The sequence below is a fragment of the Streptomyces sp. NPDC001108 genome (assembly GCF_053598535.1).
The window spans coordinates 59,476-82,324 of the sequence record NZ_JBSFKL010000014.1 but is presented as its reverse complement, the minus strand read 5'-3'; the positions used below and the strand labels follow the sequence as shown (position 1 = coordinate 82,324).

At 73.2% G+C, this 22,849-nt stretch carries 20 protein-coding genes; 10 read left to right on the top strand and 10 right to left on the bottom strand.

The window, feature by feature from the left end:
- Positions 1–21 precede the first annotated feature (21 nt).
- Positions 22–957 (bottom strand): zinc metalloprotease HtpX, encoded by a 936-nt coding sequence (gene htpX, locus ACWC97_RS26840; RefSeq protein WP_352275950.1) that lies wholly within the window; start codon positions 955–957, stop codon positions 22–24.
- A gap of 270 nt (positions 958–1,227) precedes the next feature.
- On the opposite strand from htpX, the gene ACWC97_RS26835 reads away from it, so the two are divergent.
- Together ACWC97_RS26835 and ACWC97_RS26830 are read left to right on the top strand one after the other, a co-directional pair.
- Positions 1,228–2,424 carry a cytochrome P450 gene (locus ACWC97_RS26835; protein WP_450652021.1) on the top strand — a complete coding sequence of 399 codons (1,197 nt, stop codon included), beginning with the start codon at positions 1,228–1,230 and terminating at the stop codon, positions 2,422–2,424.
- Positions 2,425–2,544: 120 nt separating this feature from the next.
- Positions 2,545–2,733 carry a ferredoxin gene (locus ACWC97_RS26830; protein WP_352275952.1) on the top strand — a complete coding sequence of 63 codons (189 nt, stop codon included), beginning with the start codon at positions 2,545–2,547 and terminating at the stop codon, positions 2,731–2,733.
- 35 nt (positions 2,734–2,768) lie between these two features.
- On the opposite strand, the gene ACWC97_RS26825 is transcribed toward ACWC97_RS26830, so the two are convergent.
- Positions 2,769–3,509: a pyridoxine/pyridoxamine 5'-phosphate oxidase gene (locus ACWC97_RS26825; protein ID WP_450652019.1), complete on the bottom strand. Its 741-nt coding sequence runs from the start codon at positions 3,507–3,509 to the stop codon at positions 2,769–2,771.
- Between the two features lie 36 nt (positions 3,510–3,545).
- Positions 3,546–4,715, bottom strand: coding sequence for a thiolase C-terminal domain-containing protein (locus tag ACWC97_RS26820; RefSeq protein ID WP_352275955.1), 1,170 nt, complete (start codon positions 4,713–4,715; stop codon positions 3,546–3,548).
- A 150-nt stretch (positions 4,716–4,865) separates the two neighbouring features.
- On the opposite strand from ACWC97_RS26820, the gene ACWC97_RS26815 reads away from it, so the two are divergent.
- Both ACWC97_RS26815 and ACWC97_RS26810 read left to right on the top strand, forming a co-directional pair.
- Complete coding sequence (locus ACWC97_RS26815; RefSeq protein ID WP_450652017.1) at positions 4,866–6,131, top strand: acyl-CoA dehydrogenase family protein; 1,266 nt, start codon at positions 4,866–4,868, stop codon at positions 6,129–6,131.
- The gene (locus ACWC97_RS26810) at positions 6,131–6,616 is read left to right on the top strand and encodes a nitroreductase family deazaflavin-dependent oxidoreductase (RefSeq protein ID WP_352275958.1); all 486 of its coding nucleotides are present in this window, start codon (positions 6,131–6,133) and stop codon (positions 6,614–6,616) included. Before ACWC97_RS26815 ends, ACWC97_RS26810 begins: the two co-directional genes overlap by 1 nt.
- A 168-nt stretch (positions 6,617–6,784) precedes the next feature.
- On the opposite strand, the gene ACWC97_RS26805 is transcribed toward ACWC97_RS26810, so the two are convergent.
- Positions 6,785–7,432, bottom strand: coding sequence for a TetR family transcriptional regulator (locus tag ACWC97_RS26805; RefSeq protein ID WP_352275959.1), 648 nt, complete (start codon positions 7,430–7,432; stop codon positions 6,785–6,787).
- 331 nt (positions 7,433–7,763) lie between these two features.
- Between ACWC97_RS26805 and ACWC97_RS26800 the strand changes: the two genes are divergently transcribed.
- Together ACWC97_RS26800 and ACWC97_RS26795 are read left to right on the top strand one after the other, a co-directional pair.
- A complete protein-coding gene (locus tag ACWC97_RS26800; protein ID WP_450652015.1) occupies positions 7,764–8,570 on the top strand; it encodes a VOC family protein in 807 nt (268 codons plus the stop codon).
- 154 nt (positions 8,571–8,724) lie between these two features.
- Positions 8,725–11,073 (top strand): outer membrane protein assembly factor BamB family protein, encoded by a 2,349-nt coding sequence (locus tag ACWC97_RS26795; protein WP_352275961.1) that lies wholly within the window; start codon positions 8,725–8,727, stop codon positions 11,071–11,073.
- Between the two features lie 22 nt (positions 11,074–11,095).
- On the opposite strand, the gene ACWC97_RS26790 is transcribed toward ACWC97_RS26795, so the two are convergent.
- Complete coding sequence (locus tag ACWC97_RS26790; protein WP_352275963.1) at positions 11,096–11,734, bottom strand: hypothetical protein; 639 nt, start codon at positions 11,732–11,734, stop codon at positions 11,096–11,098.
- Between the two features lie 177 nt (positions 11,735–11,911).
- Here ACWC97_RS26790 and ACWC97_RS26785 point away from each other — a divergent pair, with 177 nt between their 5' ends.
- Positions 11,912–12,487 (top strand): hypothetical protein, encoded by a 576-nt coding sequence (locus tag ACWC97_RS26785; protein WP_352275964.1) that lies wholly within the window; start codon positions 11,912–11,914, stop codon positions 12,485–12,487.
- Between the two features lie 90 nt (positions 12,488–12,577).
- Here ACWC97_RS26785 and ACWC97_RS26780 read toward each other — a convergent pair whose 3' ends face one another.
- Genes ACWC97_RS26780 through ACWC97_RS26770 form a run of 3 tightly spaced genes read right to left on the bottom strand, consistent with a single transcriptional unit; the run spans position 12,578 to position 15,019 of the window.
- A complete protein-coding gene (locus ACWC97_RS26780) occupies positions 12,578–13,381 on the bottom strand; it encodes an enoyl-CoA hydratase/isomerase family protein (RefSeq protein WP_450652012.1) in 804 nt (267 codons plus the stop codon).
- Between the two features lie 6 nt (positions 13,382–13,387).
- The gene (locus tag ACWC97_RS26775; protein WP_352275968.1) at positions 13,388–13,840 is read right to left on the bottom strand and encodes a Zn-ribbon domain-containing OB-fold protein; all 453 of its coding nucleotides are present in this window, start codon (positions 13,838–13,840) and stop codon (positions 13,388–13,390) included.
- A gap of 9 nt (positions 13,841–13,849) precedes the next feature.
- Positions 13,850–15,019: a lipid-transfer protein gene (locus ACWC97_RS26770; RefSeq protein ID WP_352275970.1), complete on the bottom strand. Its 1,170-nt coding sequence runs from the start codon at positions 15,017–15,019 to the stop codon at positions 13,850–13,852.
- 71 nt (positions 15,020–15,090) lie between these two features.
- Here ACWC97_RS26770 and ACWC97_RS26765 point away from each other — a divergent pair, with 71 nt between their 5' ends.
- Entirely contained in the window at positions 15,091–16,650 is a 1,560-nt protein-coding gene (locus ACWC97_RS26765) for a FadD3 family acyl-CoA ligase (protein ID WP_450652011.1), read from the top strand.
- Positions 16,651–16,813: 163 nt separating this feature from the next.
- Here the strand turns inward: ACWC97_RS26765 and ACWC97_RS26760 are convergent, their stop codons facing one another.
- Both ACWC97_RS26760 and ACWC97_RS26755 read right to left on the bottom strand, forming a co-directional pair.
- Positions 16,814–17,005: a hypothetical protein gene (locus ACWC97_RS26760; protein ID WP_352275974.1), complete on the bottom strand. Its 192-nt coding sequence runs from the start codon at positions 17,003–17,005 to the stop codon at positions 16,814–16,816.
- A gap of 210 nt (positions 17,006–17,215) precedes the next feature.
- Positions 17,216–20,182, bottom strand: a complete 2,967-nt coding sequence (locus tag ACWC97_RS26755) for an AfsR/SARP family transcriptional regulator (RefSeq protein ID WP_352275976.1) — start codon at positions 20,180–20,182, stop codon at positions 17,216–17,218.
- Between the two features lie 271 nt (positions 20,183–20,453).
- Between ACWC97_RS26755 and ACWC97_RS26750 the strand changes: the two genes are divergently transcribed.
- Both ACWC97_RS26750 and ACWC97_RS26745 read left to right on the top strand, forming a co-directional pair.
- A complete protein-coding gene (locus ACWC97_RS26750) occupies positions 20,454–21,686 on the top strand; it encodes an amidohydrolase family protein (protein WP_352275978.1) in 1,233 nt (410 codons plus the stop codon).
- 266 nt (positions 21,687–21,952) lie between these two features.
- Positions 21,953–22,819: a hypothetical protein gene (locus ACWC97_RS26745; RefSeq protein ID WP_450652009.1), complete on the top strand. Its 867-nt coding sequence runs from the start codon at positions 21,953–21,955 to the stop codon at positions 22,817–22,819.
- The last annotated feature ends 30 nt before the right edge of the window (positions 22,820–22,849 follow it).

The window sequence follows — 22,849 nt, the reverse complement described above, 5'->3', positions numbered from 1 at the left end:
TCCGGGCGGTGGGGCGGGGGCTCACGGGCGGCCGAGCTCGGCGGAGATACGGGCCAGTTGGTCGAGCCGCTTCTCCAGCGTCGGGTGCGAGGAGAGCAGCCGGCTCAGGCTCTCCCTGGACGAGAACGCGGGCACGAAGTAGAAGGCGTTGTACGGCTCCGCCTTCCGCAGGTCCTCGGTCGGGATGCGGGCCATCTGGCCGCTCACCTTGGTGAGCGCCGAGGCCAGCGCGGAGGGGCGGCCGGTGAGCAGGGCGGCGGCGCGGTCGGCGGAGAGCTCGCGGTACCGGGAGAGCAGCCGGGTCAGCAGGAAGCTCAGGCAGTACACCCCCGCGCTGATCAGCGGGATCAGCATGATCGCGACGCCCACCGGGTCGTTGCTCCGGGAGCCCCGGGAGAGCCCGCCCCACAGCGCGACCCGGGTGATGATCCCGGCGAGCACGCCGAGGAAGGAGGCGATCGTCATGACGGCGACGTCCCGGTGCGCCACGTGCGACATCTCGTGCGCGAGCACCCCCTCCAGCTCCCCCGGCTCCAGTCTGCGCAGCAGTCCGGTGGTGGCACAGACGAGCGCCGTCTTCTCGCTGCGGCCGGTCGCGAAGGCGTTCGGCACGTCGCTCTGCGCGATGGCCACGCGCGGTTTCGGCATATCCGCAAGAGCGCAGATCCGGTCGATCGCACCGTGCAGTTCGGGTGCCTGCTCCGGGGTGACCTCGCGGGCGCCCATGCTGAACGCCGCGATCCGGTCGCTGAACCAGAACTGCGCGACGAACATGCCGCCGACGAGGATCAGGATGATCGGCCAGGCGCCGCGCAACACGGCGAGCAGCACCCCGACCAGCACCACGTACAGCAGGCCGATCAGGAACATGGTGCCGACCATGCGGGTCGTCAACCCGTTGTCCGGGGCGTAGCGGGAACGGGGACGGGCGCGGGATCGGGTACGGGTTCGGCTCATCGTCGCCTCCGCATTCCATCTTGCTCCTCGCTCCTCGTGGACGGAAAACGAGGAGCCCCGCTTCCCGCGGGCGGGCCGAGCGCCTCTGAACGGGGTGTTCCGGTACGGCGGCGGGGAAAACGCGGCCGGGCGTGCCCGGGCGGTGCCGGCGGCGGACAATGGAGAACACCGAGGACAAATGGCCGAACATCACCTGGACCCATTAGGTGCCTGAGGCATCTAGTGGGCGGAGATCGGTAGGACACCCCCCTCTCTTCTGCGAGGTCCGCCATGGCAGACGCCGAGACCATCTCCTTTCCCCAGAACCGCACCTGCCCCTACGACCCGCCCGCCGGATACCGGGGCACCGCACCGGAACGGCGCCCCGTGGCCCCGGCCCGCCTCTACGACGGCCGTACGGTGTGGCTGGTCACCGGGCACGCCGAGGCGCGCGCCCTCCTGACCGACCAGCGGCTCTCGTCGAACCGGGAGAACCCGGAGTTCCCGCTCTTCGCCCGGCGACTGGCCGAGACCTCGGTGCGCCGTGTCGAACTGCTCGGCGTCGACGACCCGGAACACAACGTCCAGCGCCGGATGCTGATCCCGAGCTTCACGGTCCGGCGGACCGCCGCGCTCCGGCCGCGCATCCAGGAGATCGTGGACGGCCTGCTCGACGCGATGGTGCGGCAGGGCCCGCCGACCGACCTCATCGAGGCGTTCGCCCTGCCCGTGCCCTCCATGGTCATCTGCGCGCTGCTCGGGGTGCCCTACGAGGACCACGAGTTCTTCGAGGCGCAGTCCCGCAGGCTGCTGCGCGGCCCGGAGGCGTCGGACGTCGAGGAGGCGCGGGAGGCGCTCGACGCGTACTTCCGCGAACTGATCGCCCGGAAGCGGGCCACCCCCGGCGACGGGCTGCTCGACGAGCTCATCGCCGACCGGTTGGAGACCGGGGAGATCGACGGCGAGCAGTTGGTGCGGCTGGCGGAGATCCTGCTCGTCGCCGGACACGAGACGACCGCGAACATGATCTCGCTCGGCACCTTCACCCTGCTCCGCCACCCCGACCAGCTCGCCCGGCTGCGCGGCTCGAAGGGGCTGGTGCCCTCGGCGGTCGAGGAGCTGCTCCGCTTCCTGTCGATCGCGGACGGGATCTCCCGGGTGGCCGTGGAGGACATCGAGGTGGCGGGGGTGACGATCCGGGCGGGGGACGGCGTCGTGCTGTCCGTCGCGACGAGCAACCGGGACGAGGCCGCCTACCCCTCGCCCGACGAGCTGGACCTCGGCCGGAACGCGCGCAACCACGTCGCGTTCGGCTTCGGCATCCACCAGTGCCTGGGCCAGAACCTCGCCCGCGCCGAGATGGAGATCGCGCTGCCCGCGCTCTTCGACCGGCTCCCCGGGCTGCGGCTCGCGGTGCCCGCCGAGGAGATCCCCTTCAAGCCCGGCGACACCATCCAGGGGCTGCTCGAACTGCCCGTGGCCTGGTGAACCGGTGACCGCCCGCCCGGCCGACCGGCCGGGTCGGGGGCGGCGCGTACGGCGACGGCACAGCAACGGCACAGTGATCGGAACGTGGTGATCGACATGCGACCGGAAGGATCTGCCGGAATGCGGATCAGTATCGACCAGGGCCGGTGCATCGGCGCGGGCCAGTGCGCGCTGACCGCGCCGAAGGTCTTCACCCAGGACGACGACGGGTTCAGCGAGCTGCTGCCCGACTACGAGGAGGCGCTGGACGGACCCACGGTGCGGGAAGCCGCCCGGGTCTGCCCGGTACAGGCGATCAGCGTCGACTGACCGGCCTCGGGCGACGGCACTTCGAAGGACGGGACCTACGGCCAGAGGAGGTCCCGCTCCCACCCCGCGTCCCGCCGCCGGTACCGCAGCCGAACGTGCCGGCGGCGGGCGTCGCCCTGGAAGAACTCGGCCTCCCGGGCCTCCACCACGTACCGCGTCCAGCTCGCGACCTCCGTGTCCGGCGCGGTGCGGGCCCGCTCCCAGGCGGCGTCGGACGCCCGCTCCAGTTCCTCCGACGAGCCCAGCACCTCGCTCTGCGCCCCGGTGAGCGCCGCCGCGAGCGCCCCCGTGGACCGGGCGCGCAGATCGGCCCGGCTCTCGGCGGTCGGGCAGACGGCGACCGGGCCCCGCAGCCGCACCTGGCGGCCCTGCGCCGGCCAGTAGAAGCCGAGCGCCGCGTACGGGCGGGCGGCGAGCTGGCGGCCCTTCGCGCTGGTGCGGTGGGTGGCGAAGTGCCAGCCGCGCCCGTCCGCGTCGTGGAGCATCACCGTCCGTACGTCGGGGTGGCCGTCCGCGTCCGTGGTGGCCAGCGACATCGTGTGCGGCTCGGGCTGTCCGGCGGCCACCGCCTCGGCGAACCAGCGGTGGAAGAGCGCCAGCGGGTCCGGGGGAGCGGCGGCCGGGTCGAAGGAGGGCAGCTCCACGTCCCAGACGCGCTGGGCGTGCAGCAGGCCGAGGAAGCTCCGGTGCGCCTCGTGCGCGTCGTACGGCTCCGGGGAGCCGGGTGCGCCGGGTGCTTCGTGGGCGTCCTGCGGGCCGTGTGCGTCGGTCGTCATGGACCCATTGCACCGCACGCCCGGCTCGTTTCCCCGTCACCCCCGCCCCAGCACCACCGTCCCCGAGGAGCAGAACCAGCCACCCGTGCCCGAGGCCACCGCCAGCTCCGGAAGCGCGCCGTCCGCCCGGCGGACCTGGCGTTCGCCCGCCTCGCCGCGCAGTTGGCGCACCGCCTCCACCAGCAGGAACAGCCCGCGCATCCCGGGGTGGCAGGCGGACAGGCCGCCGCCGTCCGTGTTGACCGGCAGTTCGCCCCGCAGCCCGGTCCGGCCCTTCTCCACGAACGGGCCGCCCTCGCCCTTCGCGCAGAACCCCAGGTCCTCCAGGGTCACCAGGGTCATGTACGTGAACGCGTCGTAGATCTCGGCGAGATCGATCTCCTCGGGCCGCACCCCGGCCCGTTCGAAGGCCAGCCGCCCGGAGACCGCCGCCGGGGAGACCGTGAAGTCCTCCCACTCGGACATCGTGGAGTGCGAGACGTGCTCGCCCGTGCCCAGGATCCACACCGGGTCCGTGGCGGTGTCCGGTACGTACTCCTCGGCGGCCAGCAGCACCGCGCAGCCGCCGTCGCTGCGGATGCAGCAGTGCAGCTTGGTGAACGGGTCCGCGATCATCGGCCCGGACAGCACGTCGTCGACCGTGATCGGCTCCCGGAACATCGCGTCCGGATTGGCCGCCGCGTTGGCCCGCGCCCGCACCGCCACCTCGGCGAGCTGCTCCAGCGTGGTGCCGTACTCGTGCATGTGGCGGCGGGCTGCCATCGCGTACTTGGCGATCAGCGAATGCCCGTACGGCACCTCGAACTGGAGCGGGCCGCGCGCCCCGAAGGAGAGGTTGGAGGTCCGCCGCCCCGCCCGGATGTCCGCCCGCGCCGTCGACCCGTACACCAGCAGGACGGCGTTGGCGCGCCCCGCGGCGATGGCGTCCGCCGCGTGGGCCGCCATCACCTCCCAGGTCGAGCCGCCGACCGAGGTGGAGTCCACCCAGGTCGGCTTCAGGCCCAGGTACTCGGCGACCTCGACCGGGGCGAGCGTGCCGAGCCCGGCGGAGCCGAACCCGTCGACGACGGACCGGTCCAGCCCCGAGTCGGCCAGCGCCCGGCGGGCGGCCTGGGCGTGCAGGGCGTACGGCGTGGCCGTGTCGACCCGCCCGCAGTCGGCGAGGGATATCCCGACGACGGCGACCTTGCGCTGGGAGGAATCCATGGATCTGACGGTACATCAGATCCGGGGTGCGGGGCAGACCCCCGCCCCCGGCCCCTTCCGTGCGCGACCCTGTGCATCTCGCTGATCCCCACCTAATATGACGCTCCGTCAGATGAGGGGTTACGGACCCCTCGGCGGAAGGAGCCCGAGATGGATGCCGCCTTCACCGCGGAACAGGACGGGATACGCCGCGCCCTCGCCGGACTCCCGGCCGCGCGCCCCGCACCCGGCACCGGCACCGGCACCGGCGCCGGAGACGATGACGACGACACCGCCCCACCGCCCGTCGACGGCTACGACCCCGGCGTGTGGCGGCGGCTCGCCCGCGACCCCGGTCTGCCCGGACTGGCCCTGCCGACGGAGTACGGCGGCACCGGCCACGGACCCACCGGGCTCGCCGTCGCCTGCGAGGAGACCGGCCGCGTCCTGCTGCCCTCGCCCCTGATCGCGACCGCCGTGCTGGCCGCGCCGCTCGTCGCCGCGCTCGGCACCGACGCCCAGCGCACCGCGCTGCTGCCGCGCATCGCGTCCGGCGAGCTGACCGCGACCCTCGCCGTCCCCGGCGGATCGCTCGCCACCGCCCTCGGCCTCACCGGCGACCCGGCGGGCGCCACCTGGTCGGGCGGCGGCCGGGCGGGCGGCATCCAGGCCAGGCCCGCCGCCGACGACGGCCCGGACCGCTGGCGGCTGTACGGGGAGGCCGACCGGGTCCTCGACGGGCACACCGCCGACGTGCTGCTGGTCGCGGCCCACACCGGCGGCTTCCCGCGCAGCCGTACGCTCCTCTTCCTCGTCCGGCCGGACGGGGCGACCGGACTCGTCCGCGCCGCCCGCACCCCGCTGGACCGGACCCGCCCGCAGGCCCGGCTCGAACTCCGGGACACCGGGGCCGAACTCCTCGGCGCCGACCCCGCCACCGACGTGACCGGCGCCCTCGCCGAGGCCGGGCGGACCGCCGCCGCGCTGCTCGCCGCGGAGGCGGTGGGCTCGGCGGCGGGCGCGCTGGAACGGACGCTCGGCCGGCTCCGTGCACCGGGCGCCCACCGCGCGACGGCGGACGGGCGCGGGGCCGCCGAACACCGCCTCGCCGACCTCTACGTACGGGTGCAGGAGGCCCGCTCCGCGGCGTACTGCGCGGCCTGGAACCCGGCCGCGGCCGGCGGGCTCGCCCTCGCCCAGGCCCTGGAGGCGCTGCGGACCACCGCCGCCGAGGCCGTGCAGCTGCCCGGCGGGGGCGGCCCCGGCCGGGAGCGCGAGGCGCGGCTGTACTTCGGGCGGGCGGCCGCCGCCGAACTGCTCTTCGGCCCCGTGCACCGGCTCCGCGACCACGCGGCACGGCGCGCCGGGCTGCTCGCCGAAGGGGTGCCGGGAGCGGCGACGGGGCCGGGGCCGGCCGAGCGGGTGGGGGCGGTCTGATGGCACCCGGCGTCCGGCTCGTCCAGAAGGTCTCCGCCACCCGTACGTTCGCGAGGATCGCCCCGCACGTGGTGCCCGCCATGGACCGCGCGGTGCACCGGCTCACCCGGGGCCGGGTGCTGCTCAGCTCCCGGATGCTGCCGGGGCTGGTGCTCACGGTGCCGGGGGCGCGCAGCGGAGTGCCGAGGACCACCCCGCTGGCCTGCATGCCGGAGGGCGGCGAGCGGAGCTGGATCCTGGTCGGCAGCAACTTCGGCCGCACCGGGCATCCGGCCTGGACCGCGAACCTGCTGGCCGGTCCGGACCGCGCGGTGGTCAACTGGCGGGGCCGGGACATCCCGGTGCACGCCACGCTGCTGAAGGGCGCCGAGCGCGAAGAGGCGTGGGCGGCCGCGCTGAGGTTCTGGCCGCCGTACGCGGCGTACCAGGCGAGGATCGACCGGGAGATCCGGCTCTTCCGGCTGCGTCCCCGCGAGGACTCCTGAGCCGCGGCTGCGGGGGCTCCTGAAATCCCGGAGGGCCGGGAGGCGGGGCGGCCCCGGGTGCACCGACGGCGGACCACATGCGTGGCCCGCCGCCGGTGTGACAGGACCTGGAGTGCGCCCGGGGCGGCCGCACGCTCCCCGGTGGGGAGGGGGCCGTCGGCGCCGGGGCTACTTCGGGGGCTTCTTGCCGGTGATGCCCAGATGCACCAACAGCGCGAGGTTCGGCTTCAGTTCGGCCTGCTTCACGCCCCAGGTGGTGAACCCCTTCTGGTGCGAGGCGACGGCGGCCAGCATCGCCACCAGCGAACCGGCCATCGCGGCGGCGCTGACCTCCTGGTCGACCCTGCCCTTGGCCTGGAGCTCCTTGACCGAATCGGTGAGGGAGTTGGTGACCGAATTCAGGATCTTCATACGGATCTTGTAGAACCGCTTGTCGCCCTCGGCGGCACCCAGGTCGACCACGCGGAGGATCGCGTCATGGCGGCGCCAGAAGTCCAGGAACCCGTCGACGAGTTCCTCGGCGGTCTGGCGGCCGGCCTTGCCGACCCAGGACCGCCCGGCGACCAGTTCGGTCAACCCGGCGCCCTCCTTGGCCATTTCCTCCGCGATTTCGAGGACCGCGCCCTCGACGTCGGGGAAGTACTGGTAGAACGTCGCGGGGGAAGTCCCCGCCTTCCGGGCCACGTCGATGACTTTGACGTCCCGGTACGGCGAGGAGCTGAGCATCTCGCTGAGGCAGTCGAGCAGTTTCTGCCGCGTCGCCTGCCCGCGCCGACCAGCCACGCGGCCGTCGACGGTACGCACTTGTCCTGTCATGCCGTCAGCTTACCGAGGGGTGATCGGAGCGCGATTCGGCCGACTGCAAATGGGGTTCGCCGCAGTTGTGGCGGGGGGAGTGGCCGGATTTCGCCGGATGCGCACCACGGAGTGACAAGTCTTATCAACAGCCTGTGGATAACTTCCGTGGATAACTTTCCGTGACGGTGTGGGCGGGGATCCCTTTCGGCGAGGGTATGCCGGGCATTTTCGAAGATATGTCCGATGTGGCCAGGTCGGTGCGCGCGCCACGCGCACTCCCGCTACGTTGACTGTGACGAGCGTCACTGGTGCGCGTCGCGCGTGACGGATCACGGAAGGACCCGGACCCATGGCCGTATTCGCACCATCCGTGCCCTGCTGGGTGGATGCGCGCCTTCCCGACCTGGAGGCGGGCAAGCGCTTCTACGGCGAGCTGTTCGGCTGGACCTTCCGGGCGGGCGAGGGCCCGTACGCGGACGCCTACAGCGGCGGCCGGCTCGTCGGCGCGCTCTCCGCCAAGCGGGACGGGCGGATGCCGACCGGCTGGGAGATCTACTTCGCCACCGACGACATCGCGGCCGACACCGCCCGGATCAGGGCGGCGGGCGGCCAGATGGTCACCGAGCCCGTCCCGGCGGGCCGGGCCGGGGTGCTCGCCCAGGCGGCCGACCCCGGCGGCGCGGTCTTCGGGCTCTGGCAGGCCGGTGACCGCGCGGGCTTCGAGAAGCGGAACGAGCCCGGCTCCTTCTGCTGGACCGAGGTCTACACCCGCCGCAGGGACGAGGTGGACGCCTTCTACGAGTCCGTCTTCGGCTACCGGGGTACGGATATGGACGACCCCGGAACGGCCGAATCGGGTCTCGACTTCCGCATGTGGTCCCCGGCAGGCACCGAACCCGGCCCGGACACCGCGATCGGCGGCCGCAGCGTCATCACCGACGCCTTCCCCGCGGAGATGCCCAGCTACTTCCTCACCTACTTCGCCGTCGAGGACTGCAACCGCACGGCCGGGCACACCGTCCGTCTCGGTGGCCGGATCTCCGCGCCGCCCTTCGACATCCCGCACGGGCGGACGGCGGTGCTCCAGGACGACCAGGGGGCTGTTTTCGCCGTACTTCAGCCCCCTGTGTCCGAGAAGGGGCAGAGTGAGCTGTGACACCCCGATCCGCCCCCGGGTTCGCAACCACGGCCTCAGCCAGGAAGAATCGGGGGAGCGCACCGCCGGGTGGTGCCCAGTGGTGAGACGCCGTACAGGGCGGGTGTTCGCGGGCTTCTTCACTTGAGGCCCGTACGGGGAGGTGGCAGGGCAAGTGGTGGAGCAGCTGACGCAGCACGACCCGAGGCGGATCGGCCCGTTCGAGGTGCTGGGCCGGCTCGGTGCCGGCGGCATGGGCCTGGTCTATCTCGCCCGCTCGGCTTCCGGCCGACGGGTGGCGATCAAGACGGTCCGCACCGAGCTCGCCGAGGACCAGCTGTTCCGGGTCCGGTTCACGCGCGAGGTGGAGGCCGCCCGCGCCGTCAGCGGTTTCTACACGGCCGCGGTCGTGGACGCCGACCCGCGCGCCGCCGTGCCGTGGCTGGCCACCGCCTACGTACCGGCGCCCTCGCTGGAAGAGATAGTGACCGAGTGCGGCCCCATGCCCGCCCAGGCGGTCCGCTGGCTGGCCGCCGGGATCGCCGAGGCCCTCCAGTCGATCCACGGCGCCGGGCTCGTCCACCGCGACATGAAGCCGTCGAACGTGCTCGTCGTCGAGGACGGCCCCCGGGTGATCGACTTCGGGATCGCCTCCGGCGTCTCCAACACCCGGCTGACCATGACCAACGTCGCCGTGGGCACCCCCGCCTACATGTCGCCCGAACAGGCCAGGGACTCGCGCAGCGTCACCGGCGCCAGCGACATCTTCTCGCTCGGCTCCACGCTCGCCTTCGCCGCCACCGGCCACGCCCCGTACCACGGCGGCAACCCCGTCGAGACGGTCTTCATGCTGCTGCGCGAGGGCCCCGACCTGACGGGGCTGCCCGAGGAGCTGCGGCCCCTCATCGAGTCCTGCATGCAGATGGACGCCGGGCTGCGCCCCACCCCCGCCGACCTCCAGGCCCAGCTGGCCCCGCACCTCTTCGCCGCCGGCGGCGACGACAGCGGCACGGCCTCGGCCTGGCTGCCGGGCTCCGCCACGGCGATGATCGAGCAGCGCCGGGGCGGCCGGAAGCCCGCCCCGCCGGCCCCGCCCGCGGCGCCCGCCCCGGTCCCGCCGCCGCCCCAGGCGCCGCCGCGCGTCGACCCGCGCCCCTCCGTCGCCGTCGCGGCGCACCGCCCCGATCCGGGCGGCCCGGTCCGGCTGCCCGGCGCCAAGGTGCCGATCGGCCCCGGCCCGCGCGCCCAGGACGTCCGGGCCGCCGCCCCCGGCGAGGCGGGGCACGCGACCGGCTGGGTCCGCCCGCCCGCCGGGGTGACGGCCGCCGCCCCGGCCGCCGCCCCCGTGCCCGCCCCCGGCCGTCCGGTCGAGCCCCCGCCGGGCCCGGACCGCTGGCGCCCCTGGCGGTTCCGGATGTCCAACGACGTCTGGGGCACCCCGGTCGTCTCCGGCGACCTCCTCTACGTCACGTCCTTCGAGGTGCACGCCCTGGACGTCGGCAACGGGCGGCGCCAGTTCAAGACCCGGGACGTGGCCTGGGTGATGGCCGTCGAGGGCGGCCGCATCCACGCCTCCGACGGGCCCTCGCTCTACGCCCTGGACGCGGCGACCGGCACCGAGCGCTGGCGGCTCCAGACGGACGCCTGGGTCTACGCCCTCAAGGCCGACCGGGGCACCGTCGTCACCGGCACCCGGGGCGGCGGCGTCCAGGCATGGGAGGCCGCCACCGGCGAGAAGCTGTGGGAGGCCACCGGCGTACAGACCGACTTCGAGACGCCCGAGGCCGGGCCGGTCATCCACGACGGCACGGTCTTCCTCTGGCAGGATGCCCGACTGCGCGCCGTCGACGCCCGCACCGGCATCGAGCGCTGGTCCTACCCGATCGGCGACGCCGCCTCCTGCGGCGGGGTGCCGGTCCGGCTGACCCCGGCGCCGGACGGTTTCGTCTACGTCAGCGCGGGGGCCCGGGTCCTCGCCGTGGACACCGTCTCCGGGCATGTGCGCTGGCACTTCGAGTCGCCCGCGGTCTTCCTCTCGCCGCCCGCGTTCGCCCCCGGACCGGCCGTCACCGGCGGTGGCGTCTACCTCGCCGACTACCTGGGCACGGTGTACGCGCTCGACGCCTCGACCGGCAAGGACCGCTGGCGGATCGCCACGGAGGCCCGCCAGTCGGCCGAGCCGGTCCTGGTCGCCGCCGGGAACGTCCACGTCGGCAGCGGCAGCGCCCTCTACACCCTCGACGCGGTCACCGGCACCCCGAAGTGGCGGTTCGCGGCGGGCGGCGAGGTGGTCGGCTCCCCGGTGGTCGCCGACGGCCGGGTCCACTTCGGCTCCGCCGACCACGTCCTCTACACCCTGGACGCGGTGGGCGGCCAGCTCCGCTGGAAACTGGCGACCGGCGGCGAGATCACCGGCTCGCCCGTGGCACAGGGCGGTGTCGTGTACGCGTGCAGCAAGGACCGCTGCGTGTACGCGCTGGACGCGCTGAAGGGCACGGGCACCGGCAACCGGGCCAGGGTGTGACACCACCTCCCGGGGCGTGCTCCTACGCCCCGGGACGGCGCTCGTCCTCCGGGCCCGGGGTCTCCGGCCCGTCGTCCGGTGGGGTGCGGGGCCCGTCCCGCGGGTCCGGCCCCGTGTACGGCTCCGGCTCGGGCTCCGGCAGCGTGCTCGTCTGCACCGAGGGCCCCGGCTCCTGCGTCGGCGGCCAGGTGTCCGGATGTCGCGCGTCCGGCGCCGTGAACGGCTTCCCGGCCACCGCACCCGCAGACCTCCGCCGCCCCGGCATCACCACCGCTCCCACCACCATCAACACCCCGCCCACCAGCGCCCCGGCCACGCCCCACCCCAGCCCCGAGCCGTCCCCCGCGACCGCGAGACTGCCCGCCGCCTGCCCCTGACGCACCATCCACAGCACGGTGAACCCCAGCACCAGGATCCCCGCCGCACCCACCGTCCATCGCGAGCGCACCGCCACCCCCAGTACCGCCAGCAGAGCGGCGCAGAGGAACACGAGCAGCATCGACCCCAGCGGCTCCGGCCGCCCGGCGGTGACATGGGTGAACAGCTCGCCGACCCGGTAGTCCCGCCCGGGGCGACCGTCGTACCAGTCACGGAAGGGGCTCAGCACGGCGGCCGCCGCTCCGGCGAGAGCGATGAGCGGGCCGAGGACTGCGCGGATCATCTCGGCCTCCCGAGGGCACGGACCGGTGCCACGTCTGCACGGACCGGTGTCACGACACTGCACCGCTCTCGGCACGACGCTACGCCCGCCCGCCCCACCCCGCCACCGTGCGCTAGCGTGACGCACGGTCGTTCGACAAGTGCACATCAGGGCAACAGCGCAAGGGGGGCTGCATCGATGATGCGGCATGTCAAGCTGTCCGCGGTACTCATCGCGGTCGTACTCGCACTCACCGGTTTCTCCACGTCCGGCCACGGACGCGGCGGTTCGGGGAAGAGCAAGAGCAAGAGCCATGGTTCGAGCAGCAGTGGTGGCGGCTGCTCCAACTCCAAGAAGAGCAACAACGGCTACCGCAGCGGCTACGACGACGATGACGACTACGGATCGTCGAGCGGGTCCTCGGACAACACCGGCTACGCGACGGAGACCCCGAGCCCCACCACCACCGACGAACCCCTGGTCTCCGTCGTCCGCTGCGCCGGCCCCGGCAAGAGCGGGGGCAGGAGCAAGCGCAAGGGCAAGGGCAAGGCGGTCACCTTCTCCACCGTCAGTCTCACGGCCGGCACCACCGGTTCGCACAGCTACGAGATCGAGGTGGAGTTCCTCGACGCCGGGGGCCGGATCGTCGACACCGGCACCGCGTACCAGGACGCCCAGGGCGGCGACGTCGTCGAGATCGACGTACGGATGGACCACCCGGGCAAGGCCGCCCAGGTGAGGAAGTGCCGGGCCGACGCCGAGATGACGTACTGATCCGTCGGCCCGGTCCGTTCACGGCCCCGGCTCGTTCCGTCCCCGCCCGGTCAGCGGGGGCGGGACGGGCCTTCGCCGTCGCGGCCCCGGTCAGCGGATCCGGAACGGACCGGTGCCCCGGCCCTCACCGCGCTCCCGGCCCCGGTCCCGGCCCCGGAAGAGCTCGGCCTGCCGGTCCGGCGGCAGGTTCCCGAGCGCGATCAGGTGCGGGGCGTGCGCCATGGCCTGCGTCCGGGCCGCCTCCCGCGCGGACCACACCGCCCGCACCGTCCCCTGCACCGCCTCCGTCGGGTACCCGGCGATCACCCCGGCCGCCCGCAGCGCCGCCTCCACCGCGCCGCCCGGCTCCGTCACCTCGCTGACCAGCCCGGTCTCGTACGCCCGCCGGGCCGAGACCCGTTCGGCCGTCCCCATCAGCGCCATCCGGGCCACCTCCCCGAACGGCATCCGCTGCGCCATCGCGATCGACTCGTACGCGCTGACCATGCCGTACGCGGTGTGCGGGTCGAAGAACGTCGCGTCCTGCGAGGCGATCACGAACTCCGCCTCGCCCAGCAGGTAGAACGCCCCGCCGCAGGCCATCCCCTCCACCGCCGCGACCACCGGCTTCCACAGGTCGTTCGCCTTCGGCCCGACCGTCAGCAGCGGATCGTCGATCGTGTACGGGGAGGAGGGCTGTGGCACCTCGGTGTCCCGGTCGATCCCGGTGCAGAAGGCCCGGCCGCCCGCCCCGGTCAGGACCACCGCCCGCACCGTGTCGTCGTGCCGGAAGGCCCGCCAGGTCGCGGCCAGCTCACCCGCCGTGGCCAGGTCGATCGCGTTCAGCCGCTCCGGCCGGTCCAGGGTGACGAGCGCGACCCCGGTCGCCTTGTCCGTCTCGGTGCGCAGCGCCATCGACGCTCACCGCTCCAGCAGCCAGCGCACCAGCGTCCGGCCGGAGGCGTCCGGGCAGAACACCGCCCGCACCGTCGCGCCGATCCGCAGCCGCGTCGGGTCGACCGAGTCCAGCGGGGCGTCCGGCCCGCTCACCACGTTCCCGACCAGCCGGATCGACGGGGCCTCCGCCAGCTCCACCACCACCGCGTTGTACGGGGCCTGGGCCGCGTAGGCGGGCAGCAGCGGCGGATGCGGCAGCACGTACGACCAGATCCGGCCCCGCCCGCTCATCCGCCGCCACTCGCTGTCGAAGGACTGGCAGTGCGGGCAACAGGGCCGGGGCGGGAACCGGAGCTTGCGGCACCCCTCTTCGGCACAGGCCTGCACCCGCAGCTCGCTGCGGGCCGCGTACTCCCAGAACGGCGCGCCGTCCTCGTCCACCACGGGCGTCAGCAGCCCGTCCGTCTCCGTTGCCATGACGACTCCTCAGCTCCTCAGCAGTACGGCGGAGGTGGGCACACCCTCACCGGCGGTGACCAGGCACGTCCCGGCGTCCGGGACCTGGGCGGTGGAGACGCCGCGCAGCTGCTTCACGCCCTCGGTGATCAGGTTGAAGCCGTGCACGTACGCCTCGCTCAGCCCGCCGCCCCCGGTGTTGATGGGCAGCCGCCCGCCGCTCTCCAGCGCCCCGCCTTCGGTGAACGCCGCGCCCTCGCCGCGCCCGCAGAAGCCGTACCCCTCCAGGGAGAGCGGGATGAGCGGGGTGAACGCGTCGTAGATCTGCGCCACGTCCACGTCCCCGGGCCCGAAGTCGGCCTGCTTCCACAGCTGCCGGGCGGCCGTCCAGGCGGGGCCGGAGAGCGGGTCGTCGTTCCAGTAGTTGACCATCCCGTGGTGCTGGGCGGGCAGCCCCTGCGCGACGGAGTGGATGTACACGGGCTTCTGCCGGCAGTCCCGGGCCCGCTCGGCCGAGACGATCACGCAGGCCAGCGCGCCGTCCGTCTCCAGACAGTTGTCGAAGAGGCAGAGCGGCTCACTGATCCAGCGCGAGGTCATATACATGTCGCGGGTCAGCGGCCGTTCGTACATCATCGCGGCCGGGTTCTGGTTGGCGCGGTTGCGGCAGGCGAGGGCGACGTTGAAGAGGTGGTCGCGGGTGGCCCCGTACTCGTGCATGTACCGGCGGGCCAGCATCCCGATCTCGTCAGCCGGCCGCAGCAGCCCGTACGGGCGGGTCCACTGCGCCGGGGTGGGCAGTTGCGCGGTGGTGTTCTTCCAGGGCCGGGGCCCCGAGCCCCGCTTCCTCGACCGCCAGGCGACGCCCACGCTCGCCTGCCCGGTCGCCACCGCGGCGGCCAGATGGGCGATGGTCGCGCAGGAGCCGCCGCCCCCGTACCCCACCTTGCTGAAGAAGGTCACGTCGCCGGCGCCGATGGCCTTGGCGATCTCGACCTCGTCGGTCTCCTCCATCGTGTACGAGGCGAACCCGTCCACCTCGGACGCGGGGATGCCCGCGTCGTCGAGCGCCGCGACGATGGCCCTGCAGGCCAAGGTCTTCTCGGATTCCGGCAGTTGTTTCGCGAAGGCCGTCTGCCCTATTCCGGCTATCGCCGTCGCGTCCTTGAGCGCCGCCACCGCCACCTCCCAGGCCGTCATGACTGCTGACAGCGGCAGAGGCTACAGCTAATCTGACGGATAGTCAGCTACTGCGTCAGGGAGGGCGAGCGATGCGCGGCGACGAGGAGTGGGGCACCATCCCGGAGCTGGTTCGGGCGGCGGCGCGCCGGTACGGGGACCGGGAGGCGGTCGTCGAGGGCCGCGTCCGGGTCTCCTACGCCGAACTGGGCGAGCGGGTGGAGCGGGCCGCCGCCGCGTGCCTGGCCTCGGGCGTCGAGCCGGGGGACCGGGTCGCGATCTGGGCCCCCAACACCCTGGACTGGATCGTCTCCGCGCTCGGCGCCGTCACCGCGGGCGCGGTCCTCGTCCCCCTCAACACCCGCTTCAAGGGCACGGAGGCGGCGTACGTCCTCGACCGCAGCCGGGCGAAGCTCCTCTTCGTCACGGGCACCTTCCTCGGCACCTCGTACGTGGCCTCACTGCGCCGGGCCGAGGCCGAACTCCCGCACCTGGAGAAGGTGGTGGTGCTGGCCGACACCGCCCCCGACGACTACCTCACCTGGAAGGACTTCCTGGCCGCGGGGGAGTCCGTGCCGACCGGGGCGGTCCGGGCCAGGGCCGCGAGCCTCGCACCCTCGGACCTCTCCGACATCATCTACACCTCGGGCACCACGGGCCGCCCCAAGGGCGCGGCCATCACCCACGCCCAGACGCTCCGCTGCTACGCGATCTGGAGCGAACTGGCGGGCCTGCGCGAGGGCGACCGCTATCTGATCGTGAACCCCTTCTTCCACACCTTCGGCTACAAGGCGGGCGTCCTCGCCTGCCTGATGCGGGGCGCCACGATGGTCCCGCAGCCGGTGTTCAACGTGGACACCGCCCTGGCCAACATCGCCGCCGAACGGATCTCGGTGCTGCCCGGCCCGCCCACCCTCCACCAGTCGCTGCTGGACCACCCGGCCCGGGACGCGCACGACCTCTCCGCCCTCCGCCTGGTGGTGACGGGCGCGGCGGTCGTCCCGCTGCGGCTGGTGGAACGGCTCCGCACGGAGCTGCGGGTCTCCACGGTCCTCACCGCGTACGGCCTCTCCGAGGCGAGCGGCATCGTCACCATGTGCCGGCGCGGCGACCCGGCGGAGACCATCGCCGCCACCTCGGGCCGGGCGATCCCGGGCACGGAGGTCCGGGTACTGGCCGAACCGGGCCGACCCGGCGAGATCCTGGTCCGGGGCTTCCACGTGATGGGCGGCTACTTCGAGGACCCGGAGACCACGGCCGCCGCGATCACCCCGGACGGCTGGCTGCGCACCGGCGACGTCGGCGTGCTCGACGAGCACGGCAACCTGAGGATCACCGACCGGATCAAGGACATGTTCATCGTCGGCGGCTTCAACGCGTACCCGGCCGAGATCGAGCAGCTCCTCGGCCTCCACCCGGACGTGGCCGACGTCGCCGTCATCGGCGTCCCGGACCCCCGCCTGGGCGAGGTCGGCAAGGCGTACGCGGTCCGCCGGCCCGGCGCCACGCTCACCGCCGACGACCTGATCGCCTGGTCCCGCCGCGAGATGGCGAACTACAAGGTCCCGCGCGCCGTCGAGTTCGTCCCCGACCTCCCCCGCAACGCCAGCGGCAAGGTCCTGAAGGGCGAACTCCGCGCGCGCCGCGCCTGAACCGGGCGGCCCGTGCGAAGAGGGGTACGGGCCCCCCAGCCCGTACCCCTCTTCCGGTGCGCGGTGCGCCCACGTCCCCCGTGGCGCGCCCGCGCTGTGCGGCGATCGCGACGGCTCCCCCTCCGCGCCGCCGCGGCCGCTCCCCCGTGCCCCTGAAGTGGCTCTAGTTGGCCGGCTCGCTCGTGGCGTGGGTGTCCATCAGCTTCATTTCGCCGCCGGTGGCGTGGGTGTCCGCGAGCTTGATGTCGCCGCCGGTGGCGTGCGTGTCCTGGGTCGTCACGGATCCGGTCTCCGCGCCGGTGGCGTGGGTGTCCTGAGGCTTGACGATCGGGTCGGTCTTCTTCTTCTCGCCCATGAAGGTCATCTCCGTTGTGGCTGGGGTGCTGCGTTGGAGGGCCTCGCCCGGCTGTTCCCCCGTGGACTGCCGGGCGGGGCCCTGTCAGGGCCGTTCACCCTAATGGTTCGGCCGCTCGTCGCCCCGTCTGCCCCCCGACGCGACGGATCGACAGGCCCGAGCTTGCCGCCCGGCGATAAACGAACGATGAACGACCGGGCGGAGCCGGTGTCAGGCCTGACCGGAGGAGACCCGCACGAGGAGGTCACGAACCCCCGCCGCCTCGTCGGAGCCGAGGTCGTCGTAGATCGTGAGAGCCTCGCGCCAGCAGACGAGGGCACGTCCCGACTGGCCTATCCCGTCGAGGGCGTGCCCGAGGACGGTGAGGACATTGCCCCGGCGCCATTCCCCGCCGATGCCACGCAGGACGGTCAGCGCCATTTCCGCCTTGGAGGCGGCCTGGGCCGGGTTGTCCCCCGCCAGATCGGTCTCCGCGAGGCGGAACAGGGTCATGCCTTCCCAGAGCCGTTGGCGGCTGTCCCGGAAGACCGTCAAGGCTTCCAGGAAACTGTCGGTCGCCTCCGTCAGCTCTCCGCTCCGGGTCAACGCGATCCCCAGGGCGTACCGGGCGTTGGCTCCCCGGAGGGAGTGCCCCATGCTGTCGTAGATCCCGATCCCCTTGCGGGCCAGTGCGACAGCGCTCGCCGTCCGGCCCATGGCCAGGTGGACCCGGGACAGGTTGCACAGTGCGGACGCCTCTCCCGGGAGGTTCTCGCCACTGCGGAAGTCCTCTATCGCCCGAGTCAGGTACTTTTCGCCGTCCTCGTGGCGGCTTTGATAGATGGCGATTACTCCGAGGTGGTTGAGCGCCCAGCAGTTGGGAAGCGGATCGCGCTCGTCGTGCGAGAGCTCCACCACGTGGAGGGCCTCCTGATCGGCCTGGTCGAATCGGCCGGCGACCAGGTGTGCATTGCTGAGAGTGACCAGGGCGCGCCGTTCGGCATGGACATCGCCGCAGGTCCGGGCAGCACCGAGGAGGAATGACGCGGCTGCTTCGTACTGCTTGGAGTTCGCACCGGACTCGGCGAGATCCAGAGCGGCCCACAGCAGGTCGATCGCCCGACGAAGCACGTCCGGTCCGGAGGACTGGCGTACGCATGCCAACAACGGGCCGGCTTCCGAGTAGAGCCAGTCCTGGGCGTCGTGCCGGTCGCTGAACGTCAGGCCCTCGTGCCCCGTCGGCTCCAGGTGGTCCACCAGCCGGTCACCCGGCCGCTCCAGCGCGTACACGCCCGTCGCCGTCGCCAGGTAGAAGTCCAGCAGCCGGGAGAGCGCCGACTCGCGCTCGTCCGGGCCCTGTTCGTCCCGTTCCGCGCAGGAGCGCGCGTAGAGGCGCACCAGGTCGTGGTAGCGGTACCGGCCCGGTGCCGCGGACTCCAGGAGGCTGGTGTCGACCAGGGCCTCCAGGAGGTCCTCCGTGGTGTGGGGCTCCAGGTCGAGCAGGGCGGCCGCGGCGGCCAGCGAGATGTCCGGGCCGTCCGCCAGGCCCAGGAGCCGGAAGGCGCGGGCCTGGGCGGGCTCCAGCTGGCCGTAGCCCAGCTCGAAGGTGGCCTTCACCGCGAGGTCGCCCGCCTGGAGTTCGTCCAGGCGGCGCCGCTCGTCCGCGAGCTTGGCGGCCAGCACGGAGACCGTCCAGGTGCGGCGGGCGGCCAGGCGGGAGGCGGCGATGCGGATGGCCAGCGGGAGGAAGCCGCAGGCGGCGACCACGTCGAGGGCGGCCTCGCGCTCCGAGGTGATGCGCTCCTCGCCCACGATCCGGGTGAAGAGCTGGAGCGCCTCCTCCGGTGACATCACGTCCAGGTCGACCAGATGCGAACCGGCCAGGTCGACCATCCGCACCCGGCTGGTGATCAGCGCCGCGCACCCCGCGGTACCCGGCAGCAGCGGGCGGACCTGGGCCGCGTCGTGCGCGTTGTCGAGGAGGATCAGGACGCGGCGGCCGTCGAGCGTGGAGCGGTACAGCGCGGCGCGCTCGTCCAGCGAGTCGGGGATCGCCGAGTCCGCGGTGCCCAGGGCGCGCAGGAACGCGCCGAGCACGGTCTCCGGCTCTGCGGCCCGCGCCCCGGCGCCCTGGAGGTCCACGTACAGCTGGCCGTCCGGGAAGTGCTGGCGGGCCTGGTGGGCGACGTGCACGGCGAGGGTCGTCTTGCCGACGCCCCCGATGCCGGCCAGCGCCGAGACGGCCATCACGGAGCCCTCGGCGGTCGCCAGCCGGTCTCCCAGTTCGCGGACGAACGAGGCCCGGCCGGTGAAGTCCGGCACGGTGGCCGGGAGCTGGGCGGGCCGCACCGGCGCGCCGGCCGGGGCCGGTGCGGCGGCGGAGCGGGCCAGCTCCTCGTCGGCGCGCAGGATGCGCTGCTGGAGCTGGGCCAGCTCGGGGCGCGGGTCCACGCCCAGTTCCTCGGAGAGCAGTCGCCGGGTGTCGGCGTAGACGGCGAGGGCCTCGGCCTGCCGGCCGCTGCGGTACAGGGCGATCATCAGGAGCTCGCGCAGCCGCTCCCGCAGCGGGTGCGCGGCCGTCAGCGCGGTCAGCTCGGAGACCGCCTCCGCGTGGTGGCCGACCTCCAGGTCCAGGTCCAGGCGGGTCTCGGTGAGCTGGAGCCGCCACTCCTCCAGCCGGGTGCGCTGGTTCTCCGCGTACGGGCCGGGCACGGAGGCGAGCGCCTCGCCGTCCCACAGCCCGAGCGCCTTGTCGAGCAGGGCCCGGGCCCCGTCGCGGTCCCCGCCCGCGGCGGCCTTCTCCGCCTCGGCCGCCAGGTCGCGCACGACGTCGACGTCGAGACCGTCCCGACCGGCCCGGATCGCGTACCCGCCGGCATCACTGATCAGCGTCTCCGGGTCGAGGACCTTGCGGAGCCGGGAGGCGTACGTCCGTATCGCGGCGAGCGCCTGCGAGGGCGGCTCCTCGCCCCAGATCGCGTCGATCAGCTCGGCGGCGGTGGCCGTGCGGCCGCCGCGCAGCAGCAGCGCCGCCAGCAGGGCCCGCTGCTGCGGCGAACCCGAGGACAGGGCCTCGCCGCCGCGCCAGGCCCGTACCGGACCGAGCACGGCGAACCGCAGACCGGCGCCGCGCGCCTCCCGCTGTTGCGGAACGCGTTGTTCCGGAACACGCGTGTGCGGTTCGTTGTCACGGTCCATTGCCGCCCCCTGCCCTGCTCGCCCCGCCGGTGCTGCCCTTCGCGCTGACGCGGTCCGCCTGGATGTGCCCGCCCGTGCGCCGGTCGGGGGCGGGTGGATCCGGATTGGCCGGTACCGCTGGTATCGCGCTCAACAGTCTGCCTTGTCCGGGGCGGGCGCGTCAGCAGTGGGTGGCTCTCTGCACAAGCCCTACAAGCCCTCGGCGACGTTTCCGGACGGGGTCCGGTCCAGGGAGCTGACGGTTCGTCAGATCAACGCTACCGTGGAAAGCATGGAGACCTTCCCGAAGATCATCTCGGTGGACGACCACACGGTGGAGCCCGCTCATGTCTGGCGGGACCGGCTCCCGTCCAAGTACCTCGACCGCGGTCCGCGGATCGTTCGTGCCCCGCTGAAGGAAATGACCTTCATGGGCGGAAAGTTCGCGCCCGTGATGGGGGAGAAGGGCGACGACGGGCCGGTCGGCGACTGGTGGGTGTACGAGGACCTGCACCGCCCGCTCACCCGCCTCGACACCGCGGTCGGCTACGACCGGGACGAGATCAAGCTGGAGATCATCACCTACGAGCAGATGCGTCCCGGTTCGTTCTCGGTGCCGGAGCGGCTCGCCGACATGGACGTCAACCACGTGCAGTCCGCGCTCTGTTTCCCCACCTTCCCGCGCTTCTGCGGCCAGACCTTCACCGAAGCGAACGACCGCGAGCTGGGGCTGCTCGGGGTGCGGGCGTACAACGACTGGATGGTCGAGGAGTGGTGCGGCCCCGAGGCGCGGGGCCGGCTGATCCCGCTCACCCTGATCCCGCTCTGGGACGCGGAGCTGGCCGCCGCGGAGGTCCGGCGCAACGCGGCACGGGGGGTGCGCGCCGTGGCGTTCTCCGAGATACCCCCGCATCTGGGGCTCCCGTCGATTCACACGGACGAGTGGGACCCCTTCCTGCGGGCCTGTGACGAGACGGGGACGGTGATCGCGATGCACATCGGCTCGTCCTCGAAGATGCCGTCCACCTCGGCCGACGCCCCGCCCGCGGTCGGTTCCACGATCACCTTCGCCAACTGCTGCTTCTCCATGGTCGACTGGCTGATGAGCGGCAAGTTCGAACGGTTCCCCAACCTCCGGATCATGTACGCGGAAGGACAGATCGGCTGGATCCCGTACATCCTGGAACGCGCCGACGTGGTCTGGGAGGAGAACCGGGGCTGGGGCGGCGTCGCCGACAAGGTGCACCGTCCGCCGTCGGAGCTGTTCGCCGACCACGTCTACGGATGTTTCTTCGACGACGCCTTCGGGCTGCGGAACCTGGACGCGATCGGCGTCGGCAACGTCCTGTACGAGACGGACTACCCGCACTCCGACTCCACCTGGCCCAAGTCGCGCGAGGTGGGCGAGGCGCAGATGGGGCACCTGGACGCGGACGTGGTCGACCGGATCGTCCGGCGGAACGCGATCGACCTGCTGGGACTCACGGACGACGGTCTGTGGCCGGGCCCCGGCGGCGGGCGGTAGCGGGGCAGAGGCAGGGGGAAAGATGTGACACTTTCAGGGGAAGTGTCACATCTTTTTTCCGGTACACCCTCCCGGCCGCCCGCCGGGAGCCCGGTGAGGCACCTGGCCGTCAACTCTTCCGACGGGATCATCGGTTCGGGTGAATTCCGCCCGTCGCCGCCGACGCCGATGTCCGAACGGACGACCGCGTCCCACCCCCTCGGCGGCGCCCCGGACCCGGTTCCGGGACGGCCCGACGCCGCGTCGGCTCTGACAGGATCCCGGGCATGCCCCACCACCAGCCCCCGACAGCCGGCCCCGACGACGCTCCGTGGAGCGCCCTGTACGAGCAAGCCGCCGACCGGTACAGCGACCTCGTCACGGAGGTGCGCGACACGGTCGAGCACGGTGTGCACGACCCCGAAGGATCGACGGAGATGGCCTGCGCGGCCGCCGAGACCGCCGGAGCCGCGGTCCGGGCCCTGTCGGATCCCTGGTCCCTCTACACCACGCGGGACGCCGCGACGGTCGCCTCGGCACTCTTCGTCCAGCTCCGGCACGGCGCCGACGCGCTCCGGGAACTCGCCCTCGCCACCGGCCGGATCGCCGAACGCGGCGAGGCCGGACCGTCGGCGGACCTGGACGACGCCTTGGAAGCGCTGCGGTCGGCGTCCGAGACGGTCCACGGACTGGTCGCCCGGCACGCCGCCACCACGGTGCGCGCCCTGCACGCGACTCCCTGCTCGGCCCCGGTGCCCGCCGACGTCCACCGGACCGTGGTCGCCGTGGCGGCCCTGCTCGACGCAGGGCACGACGGGGCCGTGACGCTGAACACCCGCCACGAGGACGGCGCGTACGACCCGGACGACGACGAGGGGTTCGGGTGCGGTTGCGACATCGCGATCGTCGCCGACCACGACACGTACACCTTCCACCGCGGCGACTCGGAGTGGTCGGTCGTCAAGGAGTCGGACGGTGTGGCGGGCCCGGGAGGATCCGTCCACTACTCCACCTGGATCGGCCTGAGCACGCGCCTGGAGACCGCCCACCCGCAGCAGCTCGCCGACGAGATCCTGAGCATCGTCGCGTACGACCGCGACGAGGCCCGGAGCACCGACGGCGCTCCGGTCCCCGCCCCGGCCGGCACCTTTTAGAACAGTGCCCGGCGGTACGGGGCGGAAGGG